13 protein-coding genes are annotated in these 21,633 nt (G+C 68.6%); 9 read left to right on the top strand and 4 right to left on the bottom strand.

What is annotated here, in order from left to right:
- The first annotated feature begins 141 nt into the window (after nt 1–141).
- Complete coding sequence (locus tag ACYP33_RS31710) at nt 142–1,788, top strand: acyl-CoA synthetase (RefSeq protein WP_459625160.1); 1,647 nt, start codon at nt 142–144, stop codon at nt 1,786–1,788.
- Nucleotides 1,789–1,830: 42 nt separating this feature from the next.
- On the opposite strand, the gene ACYP33_RS31705 is transcribed toward ACYP33_RS31710, so the two are convergent.
- The gene (locus tag ACYP33_RS31705) at nt 1,831–2,310 is read right to left on the bottom strand and encodes a 2,4'-dihydroxyacetophenone dioxygenase family protein (protein ID WP_459625159.1); all 480 of its coding nucleotides are present in this window, start codon (nt 2,308–2,310) and stop codon (nt 1,831–1,833) included.
- Between the two features lie 208 nt (nt 2,311–2,518).
- On the opposite strand from ACYP33_RS31705, the gene ACYP33_RS31700 reads away from it, so the two are divergent.
- The 4 genes from ACYP33_RS31700 to ACYP33_RS31685 all read left to right on the top strand — a co-directional run bounded on the left by ACYP33_RS31700 (nt 2,519) and on the right by ACYP33_RS31685 (nt 8,503).
- The gene (locus tag ACYP33_RS31700; protein WP_459625158.1) at nt 2,519–3,079 is read left to right on the top strand and encodes a hypothetical protein; all 561 of its coding nucleotides are present in this window, start codon (nt 2,519–2,521) and stop codon (nt 3,077–3,079) included.
- A 37-nt stretch (nt 3,080–3,116) separates the two neighbouring features.
- Nucleotides 3,117–3,884 carry a precorrin-6A synthase (deacetylating) gene (gene cobF / locus ACYP33_RS31695; protein WP_459625157.1) on the top strand — a complete coding sequence of 256 codons (768 nt, stop codon included), beginning with the start codon at nt 3,117–3,119 and terminating at the stop codon, nt 3,882–3,884.
- A gap of 411 nt (nt 3,885–4,295) precedes the next feature.
- Nucleotides 4,296–5,966: a VRR-NUC domain-containing protein gene (locus ACYP33_RS31690; protein ID WP_459625156.1), complete on the top strand. Its 1,671-nt coding sequence runs from the start codon at nt 4,296–4,298 to the stop codon at nt 5,964–5,966.
- Nucleotides 5,963–8,503 carry an ATP-dependent DNA helicase gene (locus ACYP33_RS31685; RefSeq protein WP_459625155.1) on the top strand — a complete coding sequence of 847 codons (2,541 nt, stop codon included), beginning with the start codon at nt 5,963–5,965 and terminating at the stop codon, nt 8,501–8,503. The genes ACYP33_RS31690 and ACYP33_RS31685 overlap by 4 nt, the downstream gene beginning before the upstream one ends.
- 40 nt (nt 8,504–8,543) lie before the next feature.
- Here ACYP33_RS31685 and ACYP33_RS31680 read toward each other — a convergent pair whose 3' ends face one another.
- The gene (locus ACYP33_RS31680) at nt 8,544–9,845 is read right to left on the bottom strand and encodes an acyl-CoA dehydrogenase family protein (protein ID WP_459625154.1); all 1,302 of its coding nucleotides are present in this window, start codon (nt 9,843–9,845) and stop codon (nt 8,544–8,546) included.
- A gap of 318 nt (nt 9,846–10,163) precedes the next feature.
- Between ACYP33_RS31680 and ACYP33_RS31675 the strand changes: the two genes are divergently transcribed.
- On the top strand, nt 10,164–10,583 hold the full coding sequence (locus ACYP33_RS31675) for a DUF1842 domain-containing protein (protein WP_414447545.1): 420 nt from the start codon (nt 10,164–10,166) through the stop codon (nt 10,581–10,583).
- A gap of 79 nt (nt 10,584–10,662) precedes the next feature.
- On the opposite strand, the gene ACYP33_RS31670 is transcribed toward ACYP33_RS31675, so the two are convergent.
- Nucleotides 10,663–12,150, bottom strand: coding sequence for an aminotransferase-like domain-containing protein (locus tag ACYP33_RS31670; protein WP_459625153.1), 1,488 nt, complete (start codon nt 12,148–12,150; stop codon nt 10,663–10,665).
- Between the two features lie 460 nt (nt 12,151–12,610).
- Here ACYP33_RS31670 and ACYP33_RS31665 point away from each other — a divergent pair, with 460 nt between their 5' ends.
- The gene (locus tag ACYP33_RS31665; protein ID WP_459625152.1) at nt 12,611–13,558 is read left to right on the top strand and encodes an aldo/keto reductase; all 948 of its coding nucleotides are present in this window, start codon (nt 12,611–12,613) and stop codon (nt 13,556–13,558) included.
- Nucleotides 13,559–13,671: 113 nt separating this feature from the next.
- Here ACYP33_RS31665 and ACYP33_RS31660 read toward each other — a convergent pair whose 3' ends face one another.
- On the bottom strand, nt 13,672–14,109 hold the full coding sequence (locus tag ACYP33_RS31660) for a carboxymuconolactone decarboxylase family protein (protein WP_414439256.1): 438 nt from the start codon (nt 14,107–14,109) through the stop codon (nt 13,672–13,674).
- Nucleotides 14,110–14,610: 501 nt separating this feature from the next.
- Here ACYP33_RS31660 and ACYP33_RS31655 point away from each other — a divergent pair.
- Both ACYP33_RS31655 and ACYP33_RS31650 read left to right on the top strand, forming a co-directional pair.
- A complete protein-coding gene (locus ACYP33_RS31655; protein ID WP_459625151.1) occupies nt 14,611–17,568 on the top strand; it encodes a bifunctional glycoside hydrolase 114/ polysaccharide deacetylase family protein in 2,958 nt (985 codons plus the stop codon).
- On the top strand, nt 17,543–21,619 hold the full coding sequence (locus ACYP33_RS31650) for a tetratricopeptide repeat protein (RefSeq protein WP_459625150.1): 4,077 nt from the start codon (nt 17,543–17,545) through the stop codon (nt 21,617–21,619). The genes ACYP33_RS31655 and ACYP33_RS31650 overlap by 26 nt, the downstream gene beginning before the upstream one ends.
- The last annotated feature ends 14 nt before the right edge of the window (nt 21,620–21,633 follow it).

Below are 21,633 nucleotides of genomic sequence, written 5' to 3'. Positions count from 1 at the left end.
TCAGGGATAACGTGGGTTGGTCTGGCGCGAGCCTGTCGTTTCCATGACGGACGCCCCACAATGCGCCGAGTAGCCTGACACATTTCGAAACCGGCCGATATCGCCGATAACGAGCGGGCCGAGCCCGCGGGAGACGCAGTCATGACGCAGTTGTTCGAGGATGGGCTGGGCCGGCGCGACGCGAACTACGTGCCGCTCACGCCGACCGATTTCATCGCGCGCGCGGCCGAGGTGTACGGCGACCGGCTCGCCGTGGTGCACGGCGCGCAGCGCTATACCTGGGCCGAAGCCTATGCGCGCGCCCGCCGCCTGGCCGGCGCGCTGGCGCAGGCCGGCATCCGGCGCGGCGACACGGTGGCCGCGCTGTTGCCGAACATCCCGCCGATGCTCGACGCGCACTTCGGCGTGCCGATGACCGGCGCGGTGCTCAACGCGATCAACACGCGGCTCGACGCGGCGTCGGTGCTGTTCGTGCTGCGTCATGGCGAGGCGAAGCTGCTGATCGTCGATACCGAATACGCCGAGGTCGCGCGGCGCGCGGCCGAGGAGCTGCCGGGGCTGCGGATCGTCAGCGTGGCCGACGCGATGCCGGCCGACCCCGCCAGCTTCGCCGGCGCGACCGACTACGAGGCGTTCATCGCGGGCGGCGACCCGAACACGCCGTGGTCACCGCCCGCCGACGAATGGGACGCCATCGCGCTGAACTACACGTCGGGCACCACCGGCGATCCGAAGGGCGTGGTGTATCACCATCGCGGCGCGTATCTGGCCGCGCTGTCCAATCTGCTCGAATGGGACATGCCCAAGCACGCGATCTACCTGTGGACGCTGCCGATGTTCCATTGCAACGGCTGGTGCTTCCCGTGGGCCGTGGCGGCGCGCGCGGGCGTCAACGTCTGCCTGCGCAAGTTCGACGCGCGCGCCGTGTTCGACCTGATCCGCCGCGAGGGCGTCACCCACTACAGCGGCGCGCCGATCGTGCACAGCACGCTGGCCAATGCGCCGGCCGAATGGCGCGCGGGCATCGATCACGTGGTGCAGGCGCAGGTGGCGGGCGCCGCGCCCGCGCCGGCCGTGATCGCGCGGATGAAGTCGATCGGCTTCGCACTGACTCACGTATACGGGCTGACCGAGGTGTACGGGCCGGCCACCGTGTGCGCCGTGCAGGAGGGCTGGGCCGCGTTGCCCGACGAGGAGGTGGCGCGCCTGACGGCTCGCCAGGGCGTGCGCTACCACCTGCAGGCCGGCGCGACCGTGCTCGATCCGGACACCATGACGCCGGTGCCGGCCGACGGCGAGACGCTCGGCGAGATCATGTTCCGCGGCAACATCTGCATGAAGGGCTATCTGAAGAACCCGCGCGCCACCGACGAAGCGTTCGCCGGCGGCTGGTTCCATACCGGCGATCTCGGCGTGCTGATGCCGGACGGCTATATCCGCATCAAGGATCGCCGCAAGGACATCATCATTTCCGGCGGCGAGAACATTTCGAGCATCGAGCTGGAGGACGTGCTGTATCGGCATCCGGCCGTGGCGGTGGCGGCCGTGGTGGCGCTGCCCGATCCGAAATGGGGCGAGGTGCCGTGCGCGTTCGTCGAGTTGCGCGAGGGCATGACGGCCACCGAGGAGGAGATCCTCGCGCATTGCCGCGCGTTGTTGGCCGGCTACAAGATGCCGAAGGCGGTGCGTTTCGGCGAGCTGCCGAAAACCTCGACCGGCAAGATCCAGAAATTCCAGTTGCGCACGCAGTTGCGTTCGGATGCGGCGATCGACGTGGCGGGGGATTGAGCGCGGGCGGCGTGTCCGGCTGTTGCGGCGCGCCGCGCCTGATCAGCGCGTGACGAACGGCGCCGCCGCGTCGGGCGTGGTGCGTGCATGGCGGCGCTGACGCAGCAGCGCGACGCGACAGTTCTCGCGGGCCACGTCGCGGCCCGCGTCGTCGAGCAGCACCAGATCGCCGCGCATCACGTTGAACGTGATCACGTTGCCGGTCGGCGAGGCGACCGTTTCCGGCGTGTGCACCGAGCCGGCCGGCTCCAGCACCGTGCTGCCGGCGCGCGCGATCCAATCGTATTCGCGGTAGCGCCACTCGCCTTCCAGCGTATAGACGAACACCGTGCCCTCGTGGCGATGGCGCGGCAGCGTCGTGCCGACCGGCATGCGCAGCAGCACCGTCAGCTCGTCGCGGGCCGCATCGATATGGAGGTACTTGATCGCCAGGCCCGGCAGCGCGTCGGCCATCGGCAGCCACGGCAGGTCGTCGTGTTGCAGGCAGTGGATCGGCGGCAAGGCGGCGACGGCTTCGGTCATGGCGGTATCGACGGGGAGGGAGAGCGGGAGCCGCGATTATCGCAGAGCGGCCGCGCTGCGCTTCCTGTTGCCGCCGCCGCTTCGTGCTGCGCGCTGCCGGTTCGGATCGGCCGGCGCCTCGCGACGTGTTCGGCGTTATACAGGGGCACGCGGCAATGCCGCCCGCCGGTGGTCGGCGCGGCCGGCTGTTGCCGCGCCAGCCCGACCGATGACCCGAATCCCGTCCCTTCGCCTGCCTGCCGCCGATGCGCCGTCCTTGCCGGACGGTGCGTCGTCGAGCATGACGCAAGCGCGCGGCGCTGACGCTGCGGGCGCGCCGGGCGGCCGGATCGCCGCGCTGAAAACCTTGGCCGCCGACACCCATCGCCCGCGCGGCGCGGTGACGGCGCGTCGTGGCGAAACGGTCGAGCGCCTCGGGCGGCTGCGCACCGAGCTGTCGCGCATCGCGCCGCCGCCCGATTCGGCCGACGCGGCGCGCGACGCGATCCTCGCCGCGATGGCGCGCGCCGGCCTTGCCGGCTGGACCGTGCCCGAGCTGCACGACGCCGCCACGCTGTGCTACCGCGACGGCTCGAAGCGGATCGACCTGATCTCGCACGGCGTGGTCTTCAACCCGTGGGGTGCGTTCCGCATCGTCGACCTGCGCGCCGGCGCGGCCGCCTATTTCGAACTGGCCGGGGCCGGCCCGCGCGAGTTCGTTGCGCCGCGCGAGCGCCGCTCGCCGGTCGCGCCTCCGTCGGCCGGCAAACCGGCGCCCCGGACCGTTTAGACTGCGCGTTTCCTTCCCGGCCACTTCGGAGCCGCCCATGAAACGCATTCTCGTCATCGGTATCGGCAGCGGCGATCCCGATCATCTGACCTTGCAGGCCGTCGACGCGATGCGCCGCGCCGACGTGTTCTTCGTCATGGACAAAGGCCCGGCCAAGGCCACGCTGGTTGCGCTGCGCCACGCGATGCTGGCGCGTCATCGGCCCGACGACGGTTATCGCGTGGTGGAGGCCGCCAGCCCCGAGCGCGGCCCGGACGGCGACAGCTACGCCGACGCGGTCGCGGCGCTGAACCGCGACAAGCAGCAACTGTTCGAGCGGCTGATTGGCGACGAATTGCGCGACGGCCAATGCGGCGCGTTTCTCGTGTGGGGCGACCCGGCGCTCTACGACAGCACGATGCGGATCGTCGGCGCGATCGCGGCGGGCGGCCGGCACGAAATCGCTTACGAGGTGATCCCCGGCATCAGCAGCGTGCAGGCGCTGGCCGCGCGGCACCGCGTGCCGCTCAACGAGATCGGTCGCGGCGTGGCGATCGTCAACGGCCGCACGCTGCCGGCGCGTTTGCCCGAGGAGGCGGACAGCGTGGTGGTGATGCTCGATGCGCGCAATGCGTTCGAGCGGGTGGAGGATGAGGTGGATATTTATTGGGGCGCGTATGTTGGTACGCCGGATGAGATTTTGCTGGCGGGGCCGCTGGCCGACACGAAGGACGAGATCGTGCGGGTGCGGGCCGAGGCTCGGGCGCGGCATGGGTGGATCATGGATACGTATTTGTTGAAGCGGCGCGTGCCGTCGGGGGACTGAGGCGGGCGGCGCACGTCTCGGCTGAACCAGCGATTTTCCCTTGCCCCGCCTGCGAACAGCTTCGGCCACGACGCTGACTCGCTGCCGGGGGCACCGAGCCAGCCGCGGCGGCAAGCAGCGGGCGGCGTGAATCGTTCATGTCGCGGGCGAAATCCGGTAACGGGCCAGGAAGCGCTCATTTTTAAGCAAATCGTTGCGGGCGCGGGCGGGATGACGTGCATCGATTCGGTGACAAATAGCAAGCTGTCGGCTGTGGCCCACGGCTCGGCGGTCGGCTCCGAGGAATCGCGTGTCAGGATCTGGGCCGCACGCTATGCTGTGTGCTTCGGCCGCCTGGATGCACTGATCCAGCCCTTATTGGCCGTCACCGCAGCCGATGCACCGTCTGACACGAAGCCCCACCCGAACCCCGTGCCGTCCGCCGTCCCCACCCCGTACGCCTTCTACTACCTCGACAATTTCGAGCGCGCCCTGGCCTGGCTTGCCGCCCGCTACGACGATCTGTTCGACGCCGCCGAGCTTGGCTTCCTGGAAGCATTCGCAGCCTTGCCGCAGCCATCCCGCGCGCTGCTCGTGCGCATGCTGATGCGCAGCGGCCCGTATTTCCGCGAAAGCAAGCTGGCCTACGACGAGATCGGCGCGACGCCGGCCGCCGCCGCGCCGCTGGTGGCGCTCGGCTGGGTCGACGCCGCGCCGGCGTTGACGCTCGACGGCGTGTTCGCGCTTGCCACGCGCCCGGAACTGAGCCAGCGCTTCGCCGCGCCGAAGGGCGCGCGCAAGGCCGAATGGCTCGACGCGCTGCGCGCCGACCACAGCGCCGAACAGGCGTTCGAGGCCTGGCTGCCCGCCACCGGCGATCGCGTGCTGGAAGTGCGCGTCGGCGCGCTGTGCGACCGGCTGCGGTTGATGTTCTTCGGCAATCTCCATCAGGACTGGTCGGAATTCGTGCTGGCCGATCTCGGCGTGTTCCAGTACGAACGTGTCGAATTGGCACCGTCTTCGCGCGCGTTCCAGCAACGCGCCGACGTCGATGCGTATCTCGCGCTGTTCGTCTGCCGCGACGCGCTCGACGCTTGGCCCGAAGCCATGCCGCTCGACACGCTGGCAAGCCACGTCAACGCGATCGATTGCGCGCAGCCCTGGCTCGGCACGCGCCGCGCCAAGCTGCTGCACCAGATCGGCAACGCCTGCGAGCGTCGCGAGGATTGGGCCGGCGCGCTGGCGGCCTACGGCGCGAGCGCGTGGCCCGGCAGCCGCCACCGCCAGGTGCGCGTGCTGGAGCGCTGCGGCCGCGACGCCGATGCGCTGGCGCTGGCCGAAACGGCCGCCGCGCAACCGGAAAACGAGGAGGAGCGGCAGCGCATCGCGCGGATGATGCCGCGCCTGCTGCGGCGTGCCGGCCGGCCCGGCGCGCGGGCAATGGCCGCCGCGCCGGCCGCACGCGAGACGCTGGTGCTGGCGGTGCCGGGCCCATCGCATTCGGTCGAAACGGCGGTGGGCGCGCACCTGAGCTGCGACGGCGCGATCGTCTATTACGTCGAGAACACGCTGATCAATTCGTTGTTCGGATTGCTGTGCTGGGATGCGGTGTTCGCGGCCGTGCCCGGCGCGTTCTTTCACCCGTTCCAGCGTGGCCCGGCCGATCTGCACGCGCCCGATTTCCGGCTGCGACGCGCCGCGCAACTCGACGCGAGCCTGGCCGAACTCGATACCGGCGCGTATCGCGACACCATCGTGCGCCGCTATCGCGAGAAGGCCGGGCTGCAATCGCCGTTCGTGTTCTGGGGCGCGCTCGACGACGCGCTGCTGGCGCTCGCGCTCGACTGCATCGATCCGCGCCATCTGCGCCGCTGTTTCGAGCGCCTGCTCGACGACCTGCGCATCAACCGCTCCGGGCTGCCCGACCTGATCCGCTTCTGGCCGGCCGAGCGCCGCTACGAACTGATCGAGGTGAAAGGGCCGGGCGACCGGCTCCAGGACAACCAGATCCGCTGGCTCGACTACTGCGTCGCGCACGGCGTGCCGGTGCGCGTGATCGACGTCGAATGGGCCGAGCCCGAGGCGCAGGAGCGCTGCGCATGAACTACACCGTCGCCGTGCGCGCGATGTGCGAGTTCACCGCGAAAGCCGGCGATCTCGACCTGCGTTTCACGCCCGCGCCGTCGTCGCAGGAAGGCATCGTCGGGCACGGCATCGTCACGTCGCGCCGCGACGACGGTTACGAACGCGAGATCGCGCTGACCGGCGAGCACGGCGGCGTCAGCGTGCGCGGTCGCGCCGACGGCTACGATCCGGCGCTGAACCGTCTGGAGGAAATCAAGACCTATCGCGGCGACCTGAACCGCATGCCGGCCAACCACCGCGCGCTGCATTGGGCGCAGGCGCGCGTCTACGGGCATCTGCTCTGCAAGATGCGCGACCTGGCGAACCTGACGGTGGCGATCGTCTATTACGACGTCGATTCGCAGCGCGAATCGGTGCTGACCGAGACGCACAGCGCGGATTCGCTGCGCGACTGGTTCGAATCGCAATGCGAGCGCTTCACCGTGTTCGCCGCCAGCGAGGCCGCGCATCGCGAGGCGCGCGACGCCGCGCTGCGCGTGCTGCCGTTTCCGCACGGCGCGTTTCGCAGCGGCCAGCGCGCGCTGGCGGCCGACGTCTATCGCGCGGCGCGCGACGGCCGCGCGCTGCTCGCGCAGGCGCCCACCGGCATCGGCAAGACCGTCGGCACGCTGTTCCCGATGCTGCGCGCTTGCGGCGACGGCTATCTCGACCGCGTGCTGTTCCTGACCGCCAAGACGCCGGGCCGCGCGCTCGCGCTCGACGCGCTGGAACTGCTGCGCGGCGCGCACCGGGCGGCGGCAGTGCAGGCGGGTGCGGTCGGTGAAGCGGCCGAAGCTGCTGAATCCGCTGAATCCGCTGAATCCACCGAAGCTGCCGAAGTCACCGAAGCCACCGAAGCCACCGAAGTCACCGAAGTCACCGAAGTCACCGAAGCAGCCAAAGCCAACGTACCCGTCGAACAAGCCGAAGCGCATGCTCCGGCCGCGACCGAAGCCGCATCCCGGCCGGACGCCGCAGCCGCAGCCACCGCAGCCACCGTCACCGAAGCCCCCATCCTCCCGCTCCGCACGCTCGAACTGGTCGCCCGCGACAAGGCCTGCGAACACCCCGACCGCGCCTGCCACGGCGAATCGTGCCCGCTCGCGCGCGGCTTCTTCGACCGCCTCGACGGCGCGCGCAGCGACGCGCTGGCCCGCTACCGGCTCGACCGCGCGACCGTGCGCGAGGTCGCGCTCGCCCACGACATCTGCCCGTACTACCTCGCACAAGAGTTGGCGCGCTGGAGCGACGTGATCGTCGGCGACTACAACTACTACTACGACGGCAGCGCGCTGCTGCACTCGCTGGCGGTGCAGAATCAGTGGCGAATCGGCGTGCTGGTCGACGAGGCCCACAACCTGCTCGACCGCGCGCGCGGCATGTACAGCGCGACGCTCGACCAGTTCGTCATGGCCGACGCCAAGCGCCGCGCCACGCCCGCGCTGGCCGCGCCGCTCGAACGGCTGAACCGCGAGTGGAACGCGCTGAACCGCGAGCAGACCGAGAGCTACCTCGTGCACGACAAGGTGCCGCAGGCGCTGCTGCTGGCCGCGCAACGCTTTATCGGCCGCGTCAGCGAGCTGATGGCCGACGTGCCGCTGTCGATCGAGCCGCAGGTGCTGCAGTTCGCGTTCGACGCGATGCACTTCGTCAATCTGGCCGAGCAGTTCGACACCCATTCGATCTTCGATTCCACGCTGGTGGAGGGCGAGGCGGCGCGCGTGCGCGGCTCGCGTGGCGGCAAGGCCAAATCGGTGCTGTGCGTGCGCAACGTGATTCCCGCCGATTTCCTCGCGCCGCGCCATGCGCTCGCGCGCGCCACGGTGCTGTTCTCGGGCACGCTGACGCCGTTCCATTTCTATCTCGACACGCTCGGGCTGCCGGACGCCACGCCGTCGCTCGACGTCGACGGGCCGTTCCGCGCCGAGCAACTGGCCGTGCGCGTGGCCGGGCACGTGTCGACGCGCTGGCGCGACCGCGACAGCTCGCTGGCGCCGATCGTCGAGCTGATCGCGCGGCAATACGCCGAGCGGCCCGGCAACTATCTGGGCTTCCTGAGCAGCTTCGATTACCTGCGGCGCGTCGTCGAACTGATGCGCGAGCGCCATCCCGACGTGCCCGTGTGGATGCAGGAACGCGGCATGGACGAGGCCGCGCGAGACGCGTTTCTCGCGCGGTTCCACGACGGCGGGCAGGGGGTGGGCTTCGCCGTGCTGGGCGGCGCGTTCGCGGAAGGCATCGATCTGGTGGGCGACAAGCTGATCGGCGCGTTCATCGCCACGCTCGGGCTGCCGCAGGTCAACCCGGTCAACGAGCAGATGCGGCGCGCGCTCGATGCGCGCTTCGGCAGCGGCTACGACTACATGTACCTGTTTCCGGGCGTGCAGAAAGTGGTGCAGGCGGCCGGCCGCGTGATCCGCACCGAGCGCGACGAGGGCGTCGTGCACCTGATCGATGACCGTTATCGGCGGCGCGAGGTGCAGCGGCTGCTGCCGAAGTGGTGGCGGATCGATTGAACACGGCCGGGAAGGCGGCCCCAGGTTCAGGCCGCTTTCTTCAGGCTGCGCGGCGGTCGGCCGTTTCCGGTGATGGCGAGGCGTCGCCATGCGTCGTCGCCGTTGCCGTCGCTTCCGGCGGAATCCCGATCTTCCACACGAAAACCGGCTCCGTGCCGTTGACCGACCGATCCCCGACGATCCGCGCCTTGTAGATCACCGGGTTGTGCGACGACACCGTGCGCGCGTTGCGCCAGTGCCGGTCGAGCGCGGCCGCCTCGCGCGTGGCCGACGCCCCGAGCGCGTTGAACAGATGCGAACCGGCCCGCTGCGCCAGCTCGCTGATTACCACCTGGCCTTGTGCCGATTCCAGTTCCGCTTCGACATTGGCCGCGTGCTCGGCGGGTGTATCCGCGCCGTCGTGCAACTCGTAGGCCCGCTGGGCCGGCTCGGCCGCGCGCACCGCGATCGCCTCGGCCGCGTAGGCCCACGACGCCACTTCGCCCACCACCTGAAGGATCTGCGGATCGTCGGCGGCGCGCGCGGCCGCGCCGTGGCTGTAGACGCGGCGGCGCTCGCGCACCAGCCGCGCCGTGTCGCGTTCGGCGGCGCGCGCGATGCCGGCCAGCGTCGCCAGATGGAACAACTGGTAGAACGCGGTCTGGTAGCGGAAACGCTGCGAGAACGGGATCAAGCCGTGCGGATCGACGCGAGCGCCCTTGAAGCGCGCCGTGCCGCTGGCGGTGGTGCGCTGGCCGAAGCCGTCCCAGTCGTCGGCGATCTCGACGCCGGGCTGTTTGGCCGCCACGGCCGCGATCACCGGCAGGCCGTCCTCGGCGCGCTGCGCGTAGACGTCGATCCAGTCCGCATACAGGCTGCCGGTGGTGTAGAACTTCTCGCCGTCCACCACCCATTCGCCGTCGCGCCGGTGCACCTTGGTGCCAGCCTCGCCGATCAACGCCTCGCCGATCTCGCTCCAGGCGTTGCCAGCCAGCTCTCCGGCGACGAAACGCGCCAGCCAGACGTCGCGCGCCTCGCCAGGCGCGGCGTTGAGCCAGTCCTCGACGAACGCGAAATGGCCACGCAGCGCCTGCGGCAAGTTCGAATCGGCGGCGGCCAGCTCGGTCAGCAGCCGGAACAGTTGCGGCAGCGACGCACCCGAACCGCCCACGTCAGTGGGCACGCGCACCGAGCCGAAGCCGGCCTCGCGCAGCCAGCGGATCGGCTCGACCGGGAGCGTGCGGGTTCGGTCGCGCTCGGCGGCGCCTTCGGCGATGCGCGCGAACACGGGGCGAAAGCGCGCGGCGAGCGCGTCGTAATCGGTGCCGGTGGAGAGGGTCGGGCGGTCGGCGGTGTGCGGCATGGCGTGTTGTCCTCGCTGGTGGATCGAAATCGAGTTATACGAAGCTGTGCATACCACTGGCAACGAACGAGTTTGCGAATCGATATTCCATGAAGAAGGATAGCTAAGAGGCAATAAAAATAATGCGCGGCACGTTGGTTTTCATTTTAATTAATCTTAGGTGCCTTATCTGGCGCTGATTCGATATAAAAATAAACATTGTAAGTTTGTGATTGACGCTCCGAAAAGCCGCATGTTAATTTTTCGCCATCTTCGAATGCATTCGAAGATGCAGAAACATAATGAAAACTGTATTTTCAATCACGTATGGGGAACGACATGGCAGAAATCTATCCGTTCAATCACACTGGCAATTTCACGATCGGCAAGCTGGGCCTTCCGGGCGGCCTGCTGCTGAAGGCGATTCTCACGGTGCCGCAAACCAGCAGCAAGGTCACCGGCCACGGCGTGCTGACCCAGGCCACCAACCCGCCGCTGCATAACGAAACAGCGTTCAATGGCTCGGTGCACGCGCTGGGCCTGGGCGAAGCCAAGCAGGTGTACGCGCTGCAAGGCTCGGCGATCCCGCCGCTGCTGGGCGCGCCGCATGTCACGGAACTGGTGATCCAGCTCGACGGCATCTGGGGCAAGACCGGCAAGGCGTCCTACACGTACGTGCTCGGCGATACCGTGCATCGCATCGAAGATCAGGATGTCGCCGTGCAATGGCTGCTGCAAAACAGCGAACGCGCCGCCTGAACGTGCATTAGTTTTGCAATAAACCTGCCCGACATGATCGGGCGGGTTTTTATTTATTCAAGTGTTTAAGAAGTGGCGATTAATCGCGCGAATTGATTTCGCCCCGCCGCACCGCCGGATCATTCAATAATTCCCCCAGCGTGCGAATCGCCCGTTCGATTTCATCGCTCCACGGATGGCCGAAATTCACGCGAATGCAATTCGCGAACGCATGCGAGGCTGAAAAGATCGGCCCCGGCGCAAGACCCACGCCGAGTGCCAGCGCACGCGCATGCAGCGCCATCGCATCGATCTCGTCCGGTAATTCGATCCATACGAAATAACCGCCTTGCGGGCGGGTCCAGCGCACCTCGCGCGGCAGCCAGCGTGCGATCGCGCGGGCCATCGCGTCGAGCTGGGTTTCGAGCGCGGCGCGCAGCTTGCGCAGATGGCGGTCGTAGCCGCCGTGTTCGAGGTAATCGGCCAGGCCGGCCTGCACGGGGATGCTGGCCGAGATGGTGGTCATCAGCTTCAGGCGCTGCACGCGCGCCGCGAAGCGCCCGGCCGAGGCCCAGCCGATGCGGTAGCCGGGCGCGAGCGTTTTCGAGAACGAACTGCAATGCATGACGAGGCCGTGCCGGTCGAACGCGCGCGCGGGCAGCGGCGCGCGCGGGCCGAAATACAGCTCGCCGTACACGTCGTCCTCGATCAGCGGCACCTGATGGCGCGCGAGCAGTTCCACCAGCGCGCGTTTGCGCGCCTCGGCCAGCAGCGCCCCGGTGGGGTTCTGGAAGCTCGTCATGAACCAGCAGGCGCGGATCGGATGGCGCGCGAGCGCTTCGGTCAATGCATCGAGATCGAGGCCCGTGACCGGGTCGACGGGAATCTGCACGGCGCGCAGGTCGAGCCGCTCGATCGCCTGCAACGCGGCGTAGAAGCCGGGCGCTTCCACGGCCACCACGTCGCCGGGGCGCGTGACGGCCATCAGGCACAGGTTCAGTGCTTCGAGCGCACCGTTGGTCACGACGATCTCGTCGAGCGGCTGCGCGATGCCGAGCCCGAGATAGCGCAGCGCGATCTGGCGGCGCAAGGCCTCGTTGCCGGGCGGCAGATCGACCACGGTGCTCCACGGATCGAGCTCGCGCGCGGCGCTGGCCAGCGATTTGGCAAGACGCGGCAGCGGGAACAGCGCCGGGGACGGGAACGCCGAGCCGAGCGGCGCGATGTCGGGGCGCTTGACGGCGTCGAGCACGGAGAACACCAGTTCGCTGATGTCCACCCGCGTGGACGGCGGATGCGCGGCATCGGCTGTCGCCTGGGCTGCCTGGGCCGGGATGGCGGCCAGCCGCGCGCCCGGCGCGACGAAATAGCCCGAGCGCTCGCGGGCGCGAATCAAGCCCCATTCTTCCAGCAGGTAGTAGGCGCGGAACACGGTCGACTGGCTGACGCCGTGCTGCGCGATGATCTGGCGCAGCGACGGCAGCCGTGCGCCCACGGCCACGTTGCCCGAGCGGATTTCGTCGGCCAGCGCGTGCGCGAGCGCTTCGTAGCGCGTGCCGGGGGCGGCCGTGCCGGTGCGGCGCGTCATGGTGCGTGCCTCGCGCCGCCTGCACGGCCCACGGCGCGCGCGCGAGGCGGGCGGCGGGCGAGGGAGGCGGGAAGTCGGAACATGGCGGGGCGCTCGATGCAAGGAAGGCAGGACGGCGATTGTAGGGGATCGATCGATGGCCGAACAGTCGGCCGAACGGCCAGGGCGATGGTCCGACCGGCGCAGTGGGCCTGGGCAAACATGCCGCCCAAGCCGCCCAAGCCGCCCAAGCCGCCCAAGCCGACCAAGCGAACCAAGCCGAAACACATCGTCCCGCGCGAGCCGCACCCCGGCGAACGCCACCAGGTGCCACCCCTTCCCAGCGCAAGCCCTTTCCTTTTCAGGTTTAATCGGTTGGTCGCGTCGATCCGTCGCACTAGCATGACGCGCATCGACATCCCTCGCGCCGCTTCACCCCCATCACGCGGCGCGTCCCACATCCCCCCGGAGGAAACCCGCTATGGCAACCCGCTCGCTCGGCAGTTCGGATATCCAGGTGTCGCCGCTGATGTTCGGCGGCAACGTGTTCGGCTGGACCGCCGACGAAGCCACGTCGTTTTCGCTGCTCGACGCGCTCGAAGACACGGGCATCAACTTCATCGATACCGCCGACGTCTATTCGGCCTGGGTGCCCGGCAACCAGGGCGGCGAATCGGAAACGATCCTCGGCAAGTGGTTCAAGCGTTCGGGCAAGCGCGAACGTTTCGTGCTTGCGACCAAGGTGGGCATGCTCGAAGCGCGTGCCGGGCTGTCGCGCGAGAACATCCTGAAGGCCGTCGACGATTCGCTGCGCCGCCTCCAGACCGATTACATCGACCTGTATTTCTCGCACCGCGATTTCTCCGATTCGGCCTCGCTGGAAGAAACGCTGGGCGCGTACCGCACGCTGGTCGATGCGGGCAAGGTGCGGATCATCGGCGCGTCGAACTACAGCGGCGCGCGGCTGCGCGAGGCGGCCGAAATCAGCCGTCGCGACGGCCTGCCGGCCTATCAGGTGATCCAGCCCGAGTACAACCTGTACGACCGCGCCGATTACGAACGCGATCTCGAACCGGTCGTCGAGGATCTGAAGCTCGGCGTGGTCAACTATTACGCGCTGGCCAGCGGCTTCCTGAGCGGCAAGTACCGCAGCCAGGCCGATTTCGGCAAGAGCAAGCGCGGCGCGCGCATCGATAAATACCTGAACCCGCGCGGCCTGCGGATTCTCGATGCGCTCGACGCCCTGGCCGAGCGGCACGACGCGACGCCCGCCTCGGTGGCGCTGGCCTGGCAGATCGCCCGGCCCAGCATCACCGCGCCGATCGCCAGCGCCACTTCGCTCGATCAACTGAAGGCGCTCGGCGAAGCGATCCGCCTGAACCTGAGCGCCGACGACGTACGCCAGCTCGACGAGGCCAGCGCCGCCTGAGCGCCCACGCCCGATGCGCGCCGGCATTGCCGCCGGCGCAACACCAAGCGGCCCGGTGCACGATGTGCCCGGGCCGTTGCTTTTCTCGCCTGTTTATATAGGCGTGTCGCCGCTCAGGCCGGCAGCTTGCGGAACGCCACCGCGAAACGGTTCCACGCATTGATCGCGCCGACCAGCAGCGTCAGGTCGACCAGTTCGGCGTCGCTGAAATGCGGGCGCACGGCCTGCCAGACGGCGTCGGGCACATGCTCGTGCGACACCAGCGTCAGCGCCTCGGTCCATTCGAGCGCGGCGCGCTCGCGTTCGGTGAAGAACGGCGATTCGCGCCAGACCACCACGGTGGCGAGCCGGCGATCGGTTTCGCCGTTCTTGCGCGCATCGGCGGTGTGCATGTCCACGCAATAGGCGCAGCCGTTGATCTGCGAGGCCCGCAGGCGCACCAGTTCGAGCAGCGCGTGGTCGAGCGCGCAGCGCTCGATATGCGCTTCGAGCGCGAGCATGGCCTTGATGGCGGGCGGGTTGGCTTGGTAAAAATCGAGGCGGGACGACATGGTGAACTCCGTGTTGGGTGAGGGTGCGTGGTGACGCGGTGAACACAGAGTAGAGGTGTCGGTGGCTATGAAAAATGTCCAATTTCTGGAATTTTCAGGTAGCCACTGAAACAGGCCGGCCGGACGCCATGCCATCTGCGCGATCGACTGGATCGTGTCATCCGCAGGGACGAAAACTGCCAAACCGGCGCGGCACCTTCATCGAAATGATTCATCCCGAATAGTGGATTTTGCGAAACGTTGTTGCAGAACGGTCGTGCGAAATGCCATTGCGGAGATTGCATCCATTTTCGTGAATTGATCGCTGTAAAACGCCCGACTGACACAGGTTTCGCATCAATAGCGAAAGCGCATCGAACATTGTGTCGCGACTGTAACGTTTGCAAGTCTAAGGATTTGCGTTAACACATTCTTTGGCTAGAATCGCCCTATCTAAAAAAGGGGGCGGTCCGGTCGTGGCGTGTCATGATCCATCGCCCGCCATTCGACGCACAGAAATCGATGACGAACCGCCGACGCCCTTTCGATATCCGCGTATCGACCCACCGCGCCGCTTTTGGCCTGCTGGCACGCGAGGCTGCCCAGGCCTGCCGCCGCTGGCTCGGCGCGGTTGCGCTGTTGGCCTCGGCGGCGGCCGTTGCGCCGGTCGCGCTGGCCGACGACGCGAGTCAGGCACCGCAAGCGTCTCAAGCCGCCGAGCAGCAGGGGGCTTCGGCCGGCATGAATGGCACGAACGGCGCGCAGCCGTCGTTTGCGCTGTTCTACGGCAAGCGTCCGCCCGTCGAATTGCTGTCCGCCTACGACGCGGCCGTGGTCGAGCCCGATAGCGGCTTCGATCCGCTCATGCACCCGCTGCCGCACACCACATGGTTCGCCTACGCGAGCGTGGGCGAAGTGCTGCCGTCGCGCGATTACTACAAGGACATCCCGAAGAGCTGGTTCGCCGGCAGCAATGCCACCTGGGCTTCGCGCGTGATCGACCAGAGCCAGCCCGAATGGCCGGCGTTCTTCGTCGATCGCGTGATTCGTCCGCTGTGGGAGAAGGGCTACCGCGGCTTCTTCCTCGACACGCTCGATTCCTATCAACTCGCCGCCACCACGCCCGAGGCGCGTGCGCGCCAGGAAGCCGGCATGGTGGCCGTGATCCGCGCGATCCGCGCGAAGTACCCCACGGTCAAGCTGATCCTGAACCGCGGCTTCGAAATCCTGCCGCAAGTGCACGACCAGGTGTACGCGGTGGCGTTCGAATCGCTGTATCACGGCTGGAACCAGGCGCAGCAGCGCTATCAGCCGGTGCCGCAGGCCGATCGCGACTGGCTGCTCGGCCAGGCCCGCACGATCCGCTCGCAATACAAGCTGCCGGTGATCTCGATCGATTACTGCGCACCGGGCGACCAAAACTGCGCGCGCGATTCGATCGATCGCATCCGTGCCGATGGCCTGGTGCCGTACGTGACCGACGGCGCACTCGTGACGATGGGCGTGGGCGCGGTCCAGCCGATGCGTCGCCGCATTCTGGTGTTGCAGGACCCGCCGCCGCGCACGGACCTCAACGTGTCGCCGGGCGTGCGTTATCTGGCGATGCCGCTCAACTATCTCGGTTATCAGGTCGATTACGTCGATGCACGCGGCGACCTGCCGGCCGGCCCGCTGTCGGACCGCTACGCGGGCATCGTGCTGTGGCTCAACAACGACGTGCCGCGTGGCGCGGCCTATCGCGCCTGGCTCGAAGCGCAGGTGGACGCGCACATGCCGATCGCCGTGTTCACGTCGTTCGGCACGCAAATGGACGGGAAGCTCGCCGCCAAGCTCGACCTGACGATGGTGGACGGTGCGCCCGACAAGGGCCGCCTCGACGTGGAATCGTTCGATCCGAAGCTGATGGGCTTCGAGATGAAGCCGACGCCCGATCCGCGCGACTACACGGCGGTGCGCGCCGGCCCGCACAGCCGCTCGCTGCTGCGCCTGCGCTCGGGCCGCTTCGAGATCGACGGCGCGGCCATCACGCCGTGGGGCGGCTACGTGATGCGGCCGTTCGGCGTGTATTCGCTGGCGGCCGTCAATCAGGCGCGCTGGGTCGCCCAGCCGCTCGAATTCCTGCGCGCCGCGCTGCGCCTGCCGAGCGACATGCCGGTGCCCGACACCACCACCGAAAACGGCCGCCGCCTGCTGATGTCGCATATCGACGGCGACGGCTTCGCCTCGCGCGCCGAGTATTCGACGCCCGACATGCCGAACACGCAAGCCTTGCCGGCCTATTCGGGCGACACGCTGTATCGCCTGCTGCGCGATTCCGGCATGCCGACCACCGTCTCGCTGATCGAAGGCGAGGTGACCGACGCCGGCCCGTTCCGCGGGTTCGCGGCGCACCTGCGCGAGCTGGGCCGGAAGATTTTCGAGCTGCCGAACGTCGAGGTGGCCACCCACACTTATACGCACCCGCTGCAATGGATGCGGGTTACGGGGCTGGGCGTGTCGGACGACGACGCGCCGGCCGAAGGCGCGGGCGACCAGGACAACACGAGCGGGCTGTCGATCAACATTCCCGGCTACAAGTTCAGCATCGATCGCGAAATCGGCGGCTCGATCTCCTACATCGACAGCAAGATCGCGCCGGCCAACAAGCCGGTGAAGATGGTGTTGTGGAGCGGCGATTGCCAGGTGCCCGCCCCGGTGCTGAAGGCCGCCTATCGGGCCGGCGTGCTGAACCTGAACGGTGGCGACACCGTGATCACCAAGACCTATCCGAGCTGGACCGGCATCGCGCCGCTGGGCGTGAACAAGGACGACTACTTCCAGGTGTTCGCGCCGAACCAGAACGAGGAGCTGTACACCGACCTCTGGCACGGCCCGTATTACGGCTTCAATCGCGTGCTCGAAACCTTCGCGCTGACCGACGCGCCGATCCGCTTCAAGCCGATGGACATCTACTACCACATGTTCTCGGGCACCAAGCTCGCGGGCGTGAAGGCGCTGCAGGAGATCTTCAAGACCGTGCTGGCACAGCCCGTCACGCCGGTGTTTTCGAGCGATTACGCGCGCAAGGTGCTCGATTGGCTCGACGTGAGCGTGGCGCGCGACGGCGACGCCTGGGTGGTGCGCGACGCGGGCCGCCTGCGCACCGTGCGGCTGCCGGTCGGCAAGGCGCCCGACCTGCGTACCGCCACCGGCGTGGCCGGTTACACGCCCGGCCCCGGCGGCACCTATGTGCACCTGACGGGCAGCGAGGCGCGCTTCAGCGTGATCGATGCCGCGCGTGCGCCGCGCGTGCCGTACCTGGCCGACGCCAACGGCGTGCTGAACCACTTCGAGCGCACGCCGCGCGGCTTCTCGTTCGACCTGCATTCGCTGATCGCGCCGCAGTTCCGGCTCGCCAATGCGGGCGCCTGCCGCGTGACCCGTCAACCCGTTTCCTCCGATCCTTCGAGCCTGCATGTTGACGTCGCCTGCGACCTCTGACCGCCAGCGGTTTTTCCCGCTGCCTGCCGTTATCGCCGTCGGTGCGCTGGTGGGCGCGATGCTGCTGCTCGCCTATCCGCGCGGCAAGCTCGACGCGCCGGCGCTGGCCGGCACGGACAGCCTGTCGATCGCGTACCTGGAAGCCTGGCTGCGTATCGAACCGAACAACGCCGACGTGCAGACGGCGCTGACGCGCGCGTACCTGCGCGGCGGCCGCAGCACCGACGTGATGCGCATGATCGACCGGCTCGACACCTCGCACGACGCAGCGGCACGCCTGAACGCCCTGGCGATCCGCATTTCGATCGCGCAGCGCAATCTCTATTCGCTGAAGCCGAACGATCCGGCCCGGCCGGCGCGGATTCGCGAACTCGACGCGCTGCTTGCGCAAGCGGTGGACCAAGCTTGGGATCTCGAAGCCCTGACGGCGCTCGCGCGTCAGGCGCGCGGCCTCGGGGACAACGCGCTGGCCGGGCGTTATTACACGCAACTGGCGCAACGCGACACGGCGCATGCCGACGCGTGGCTCGCCGAGCTCGCAGCCACCCGGCTGGGCGGACAGAACTACCGCGAGGCGGCCGACGCCTGGTTCACGGTACAGGCGCGCGCCACCACGCGCGCCGCGCGTCGCAGCGCCTTCATCTCCGGCGTCAAGGCGCTGCAGGCGGGCAACGACATGCAGGGCGCGATGAGCGCAGCCCAGGCGCATGTCGGCAGTCTCGCCAGCGATCCCGATACGCTGCGTTTCCTGTCGAACGTGGCGCTGGCCGCCGGCCGGCCGGATCTCGCCGCGCAATACGTGACGCGCCTGCTGCAGGTGCTCGGCGACGCCGGGCGTCCGGACGCACCGGGCTTGCGCCATGCGGCACCCGACGTGCGGGCCGCGAGCCTGCATGCCGCACCGGCCGACCGCCGCGGCGCGCGCGCGAAAGCCGACGCACGGGCACTGGCCGCGGCGGGCACGCTGGTCGAACAACACAACGCACAGGGCACCTGGTTGCGCGCCGCGTGGCTGCAACCGGCCGCGCCGCGCGCCCGGCCGAGCCTGCGCGACGCGGCGCTGCGTGCCGGCGACACCGTCCATCTGGTGCGGATCGCCGCGCCGTCGAACGGCCGTGTCGCCTCGGGCACGATCGCGCCGGATTCGGTCCCTGCCTCGCAGGCCGCAGCCCCGACACAGGCGAGCCAGGCTCAAGCCGCCGAGCCGGAGGTCCAGCAAAAGGCCGGCCAATCGGATTTCGATCTGGCCTACCGCGTGTTCCTCGCCGCCGGCGACGTGGCCGGCGCCGAGCGCGTGGCGCGTCAGGCGCTGGCCCGCGATCCGGGTTCGGCGAGCTGGCACGAGCGGCTCGCGCAGGTCGCGGAATGGAATCACCACCCCGACGTGGCGTTGGCCAACTACCTCGCGCTCGCGCAGTCGCGCGGCGACGCGCGTGCCTGGCAGCAGGTGGCGCGCCTCGCGCCGGGCGTCAACGACCAGCGCGCGATGCTGGCGCTGACGCTGTATCAGGCCGATGTCGCGCCGGGCGACATCAAGCGCATCGACGCCGCGGTGACCGCCTACGAATTGAACGCCGACCCGGACGGCGCGCTGCGCTTCCTGCAGGCGCGCTTCAAGGGGCCGATCGGTCAGTTGGTACGCGAACGCTACGCCCGAGTGGCCGAGCGCAAGGGCGACGACGACCTGGCGCTGCGCACCTGGCAGGATCTCGAACGCGACGACGGCCCGAACCCGGCCTACGCGCTGAAGATCGCCACCATGCTCTACACGCGCACGCGTTTCGACGCGGCGCTTGCCGCGATGAATGCGGCCAAGTCCAGCGCGAAGCCGGCCGACCAGGATTTCTGGCGCTTCTACGCGATGCTCGGCACCACCACCCAGCAGCAACGGGATACCGGCGCGGGCTATCGCGCGCTGCTGGCGGGCGGCCAGGCCAACCGCGACGATCTCGAATCGATGATCGGCTTCTACGACGATTCGCCGATCGATGCCGCGCGGCTGGCCGAATTCGGCTATCGCCAGACCGGCAACGTGCGGATGCTGACGCAGGCGCTGTATTACTACGAACGCGCGCATGCGCGCGGCCGGATCGGCCCGCTGCTCGCCTCGTTGAGCCCGGAGCAACTGGCGGTGGCCGAGCAATCGGCGCCGTTCCTGCTGGCGCGCGCGCAGTACGAGCGCGATGCCGGCCGCCAGGACGACGTGGCGCGCGACGTGCAGCGCGCCCTGGCGCTCGCGCCGGACAGCACCGAAGCGCAGGTCACCTGGCTCTGGTATCTGAACGACCGCGGCACCGAGGCGCAATTGCGTGACACGATGCGCCGCTACTCGACCCGCGCCGAGACGGACGCGCCGCTCTGGCCGCCGATGATCGCCTCGGCGCTGCGGCTCGGCGACGGCCGTCAGGCGCTGCATTACCTGCGCAAGCAGGCCGACGCGAACCGTCAGGACCCGCTCTGGCGCCTCACGTTCGCCGATGCGCTCGAACTGGAAGGCCGCGCCGACGAGGCGTGGCAACTGCGCAAGTCGACCTGGATCGAACTGGCGCGCCGCCGCCGCGATCCGAAGGCCGCGCCGCTGCCGGACGCCGAGCGCGAGGATCTGGCGGGCCGCTTCGTCTCGCTCACCACCCAGTTCGGCACCGGCGATGCGTCGCGCGCCGTGCTGATCCAGATGCTGCGCGCCGATGCGGCCGGCGACGAGGCCGAGCAGGGCACGCCGTATCAATCGCAACTCGGCGATTTCGCGATGCTGCCGCCGGTCAAGCAGCAGGCGATCCGCCGCGAGCAGCGCGTGGTGTCGGCCATCGCGCGCGAGGCCGCCGTGTCGTGGGCGCAGGCGCAGCAGGAGCCCGATCTCGAACACGCCTGGCTGACCAGGCTGTTCATCGACCGCAACAGCCGCCCGGTGTACGCCGAGGCGCAACTGGCGATCGACGACGGCGACGTCAACACGCTGAACCGTCTGCTCGACACCTTGCCCGACCTGATCCCGCGCCAGAACCGGGTGGACGCGCAGGTGCTGACGGGCCGCCTGACCGACGCGCAATCGAGCGCGTATCAATCGCTGATCAACACGCCGAACGACGACGTGATGCAGCAGCAGTTGCGCGAGACGGCCATGAAGAGCGCGCAATCGGTGGAAGTCGCCACGCGCTACAGCAATCAGGGCGCGCTGCACTTCAACGAGCAACGCGCCTCGATCGGCGCGCGGCTGACCGACACGCAGAGCGTGCGGCTCGGCTATCGCCAGCGCGAGCAGTCGTCCGATTCGTCGACGCTGCCGAACATCCCGAGCCAGGACCGCGTGCTGGAGGCGATGTACAAGCACACCGGCCAGTACGACGACGAAACCGTCACGGTCGGCCGCCGCGAGGCGCTGCGCAACATCACGACCGCTCGCGTCGAGGGCCGCACGCGCCTGAACTCGAAGCTGACCCTGAGCTACGCGGTCGGCTACAACCAGGACGCGACCGAAAGCACGCAACTGACGGTGGGCGGCGTCAAGGATCTGGCGTCGGTCGGCCTCAGCTACCAGCTCGATCCGCACTGGTTCGGCAGCGGCCGCTACGAATACGCGCGCTTCCACGGCCAGGACCGCACCTTCCTGGGCAACGGCCATCTGGTCGAGTTGACGGCCGGCTACAAGATCAAGGCCGACTACCCCGATTACACGATCCGCGCGGTGTTCACGCATGGCCAGTACAGCAGCGCCAATGCGGCGGTCAGCGGCCGGCTCGCACAGATCCTGCCGGACGGCTCGTCCGCCACCGCCGCGTCGTTCATGCCGCAAACCTTTACGCAGGGCGCGCTGCTGTTCTCGTTCGGCGACGATCCGAACGAGAACTACGCGAAGGGCTGGCGGCCGATGTTCTCGGCCGGCCCGGTGCGCGATTCGCGCGCGGGCTGGACGGGGCAGGTCCAGGTCGGCCTGGCCGGCAGCGTGTTCGGCGGGGATCAGGCTTTGCTGTATGGGCTGTATCAAGGGGCGTCGTCGAACAGTTCGACGTCCGTCAAGGAAATCGGCGCGCGATATCGCTGGCTGTATTGAACGCAATTCTCAGG

Source organism: Burkholderia sp. 3C, from assembly GCF_054589155.1.
This window is presented reverse-complemented; position numbering and strand designations above follow the sequence as displayed.

What these genes read in the sequence shown, in the direction of transcription:
- ACYP33_RS31675 (WP_414447545.1), top strand. Translation starts at nt 10,164, where the DNA reads ATGGCAGAAATCTATCCGTTCAATCACACTGGCAATTTCACGATCGGC.
- ACYP33_RS31705 (WP_459625159.1), bottom strand. Translation starts at nt 2,310, where the DNA reads ATGACCGAAGCCGTCGCCGCCTTGCCGCCGATCCACTGCCTGCAACAC.
- ACYP33_RS31670 (WP_459625153.1), bottom strand. Translation starts at nt 12,150, where the DNA reads ATGACGCGCCGCACCGGCACGGCCGCCCCCGGCACGCGCTACGAAGCG.
- ACYP33_RS31665 (WP_459625152.1), top strand. Translation starts at nt 12,611, where the DNA reads ATGGCAACCCGCTCGCTCGGCAGTTCGGATATCCAGGTGTCGCCGCTG.
- ACYP33_RS31710 (WP_459625160.1), top strand. Translation starts at nt 142, where the DNA reads ATGACGCAGTTGTTCGAGGATGGGCTGGGCCGGCGCGACGCGAACTAC.
- cobF (WP_459625157.1), top strand. Translation starts at nt 3,117, where the DNA reads ATGAAACGCATTCTCGTCATCGGTATCGGCAGCGGCGATCCCGATCAT.
- ACYP33_RS31685 (WP_459625155.1), top strand. Translation starts at nt 5,963, where the DNA reads ATGAACTACACCGTCGCCGTGCGCGCGATGTGCGAGTTCACCGCGAAA.
- ACYP33_RS31700 (WP_459625158.1), top strand. Translation starts at nt 2,519, where the DNA reads ATGACCCGAATCCCGTCCCTTCGCCTGCCTGCCGCCGATGCGCCGTCC.
- ACYP33_RS31650 (WP_459625150.1), top strand. Translation starts at nt 17,543, where the DNA reads ATGTTGACGTCGCCTGCGACCTCTGACCGCCAGCGGTTTTTCCCGCTG.
- ACYP33_RS31655 (WP_459625151.1), top strand. Translation starts at nt 14,611, where the DNA reads ATGACGAACCGCCGACGCCCTTTCGATATCCGCGTATCGACCCACCGC.
- ACYP33_RS31660 (WP_414439256.1), bottom strand. Translation starts at nt 14,109, where the DNA reads ATGTCGTCCCGCCTCGATTTTTACCAAGCCAACCCGCCCGCCATCAAG.
- ACYP33_RS31680 (WP_459625154.1), bottom strand. Translation starts at nt 9,845, where the DNA reads ATGCCGCACACCGCCGACCGCCCGACCCTCTCCACCGGCACCGATTAC.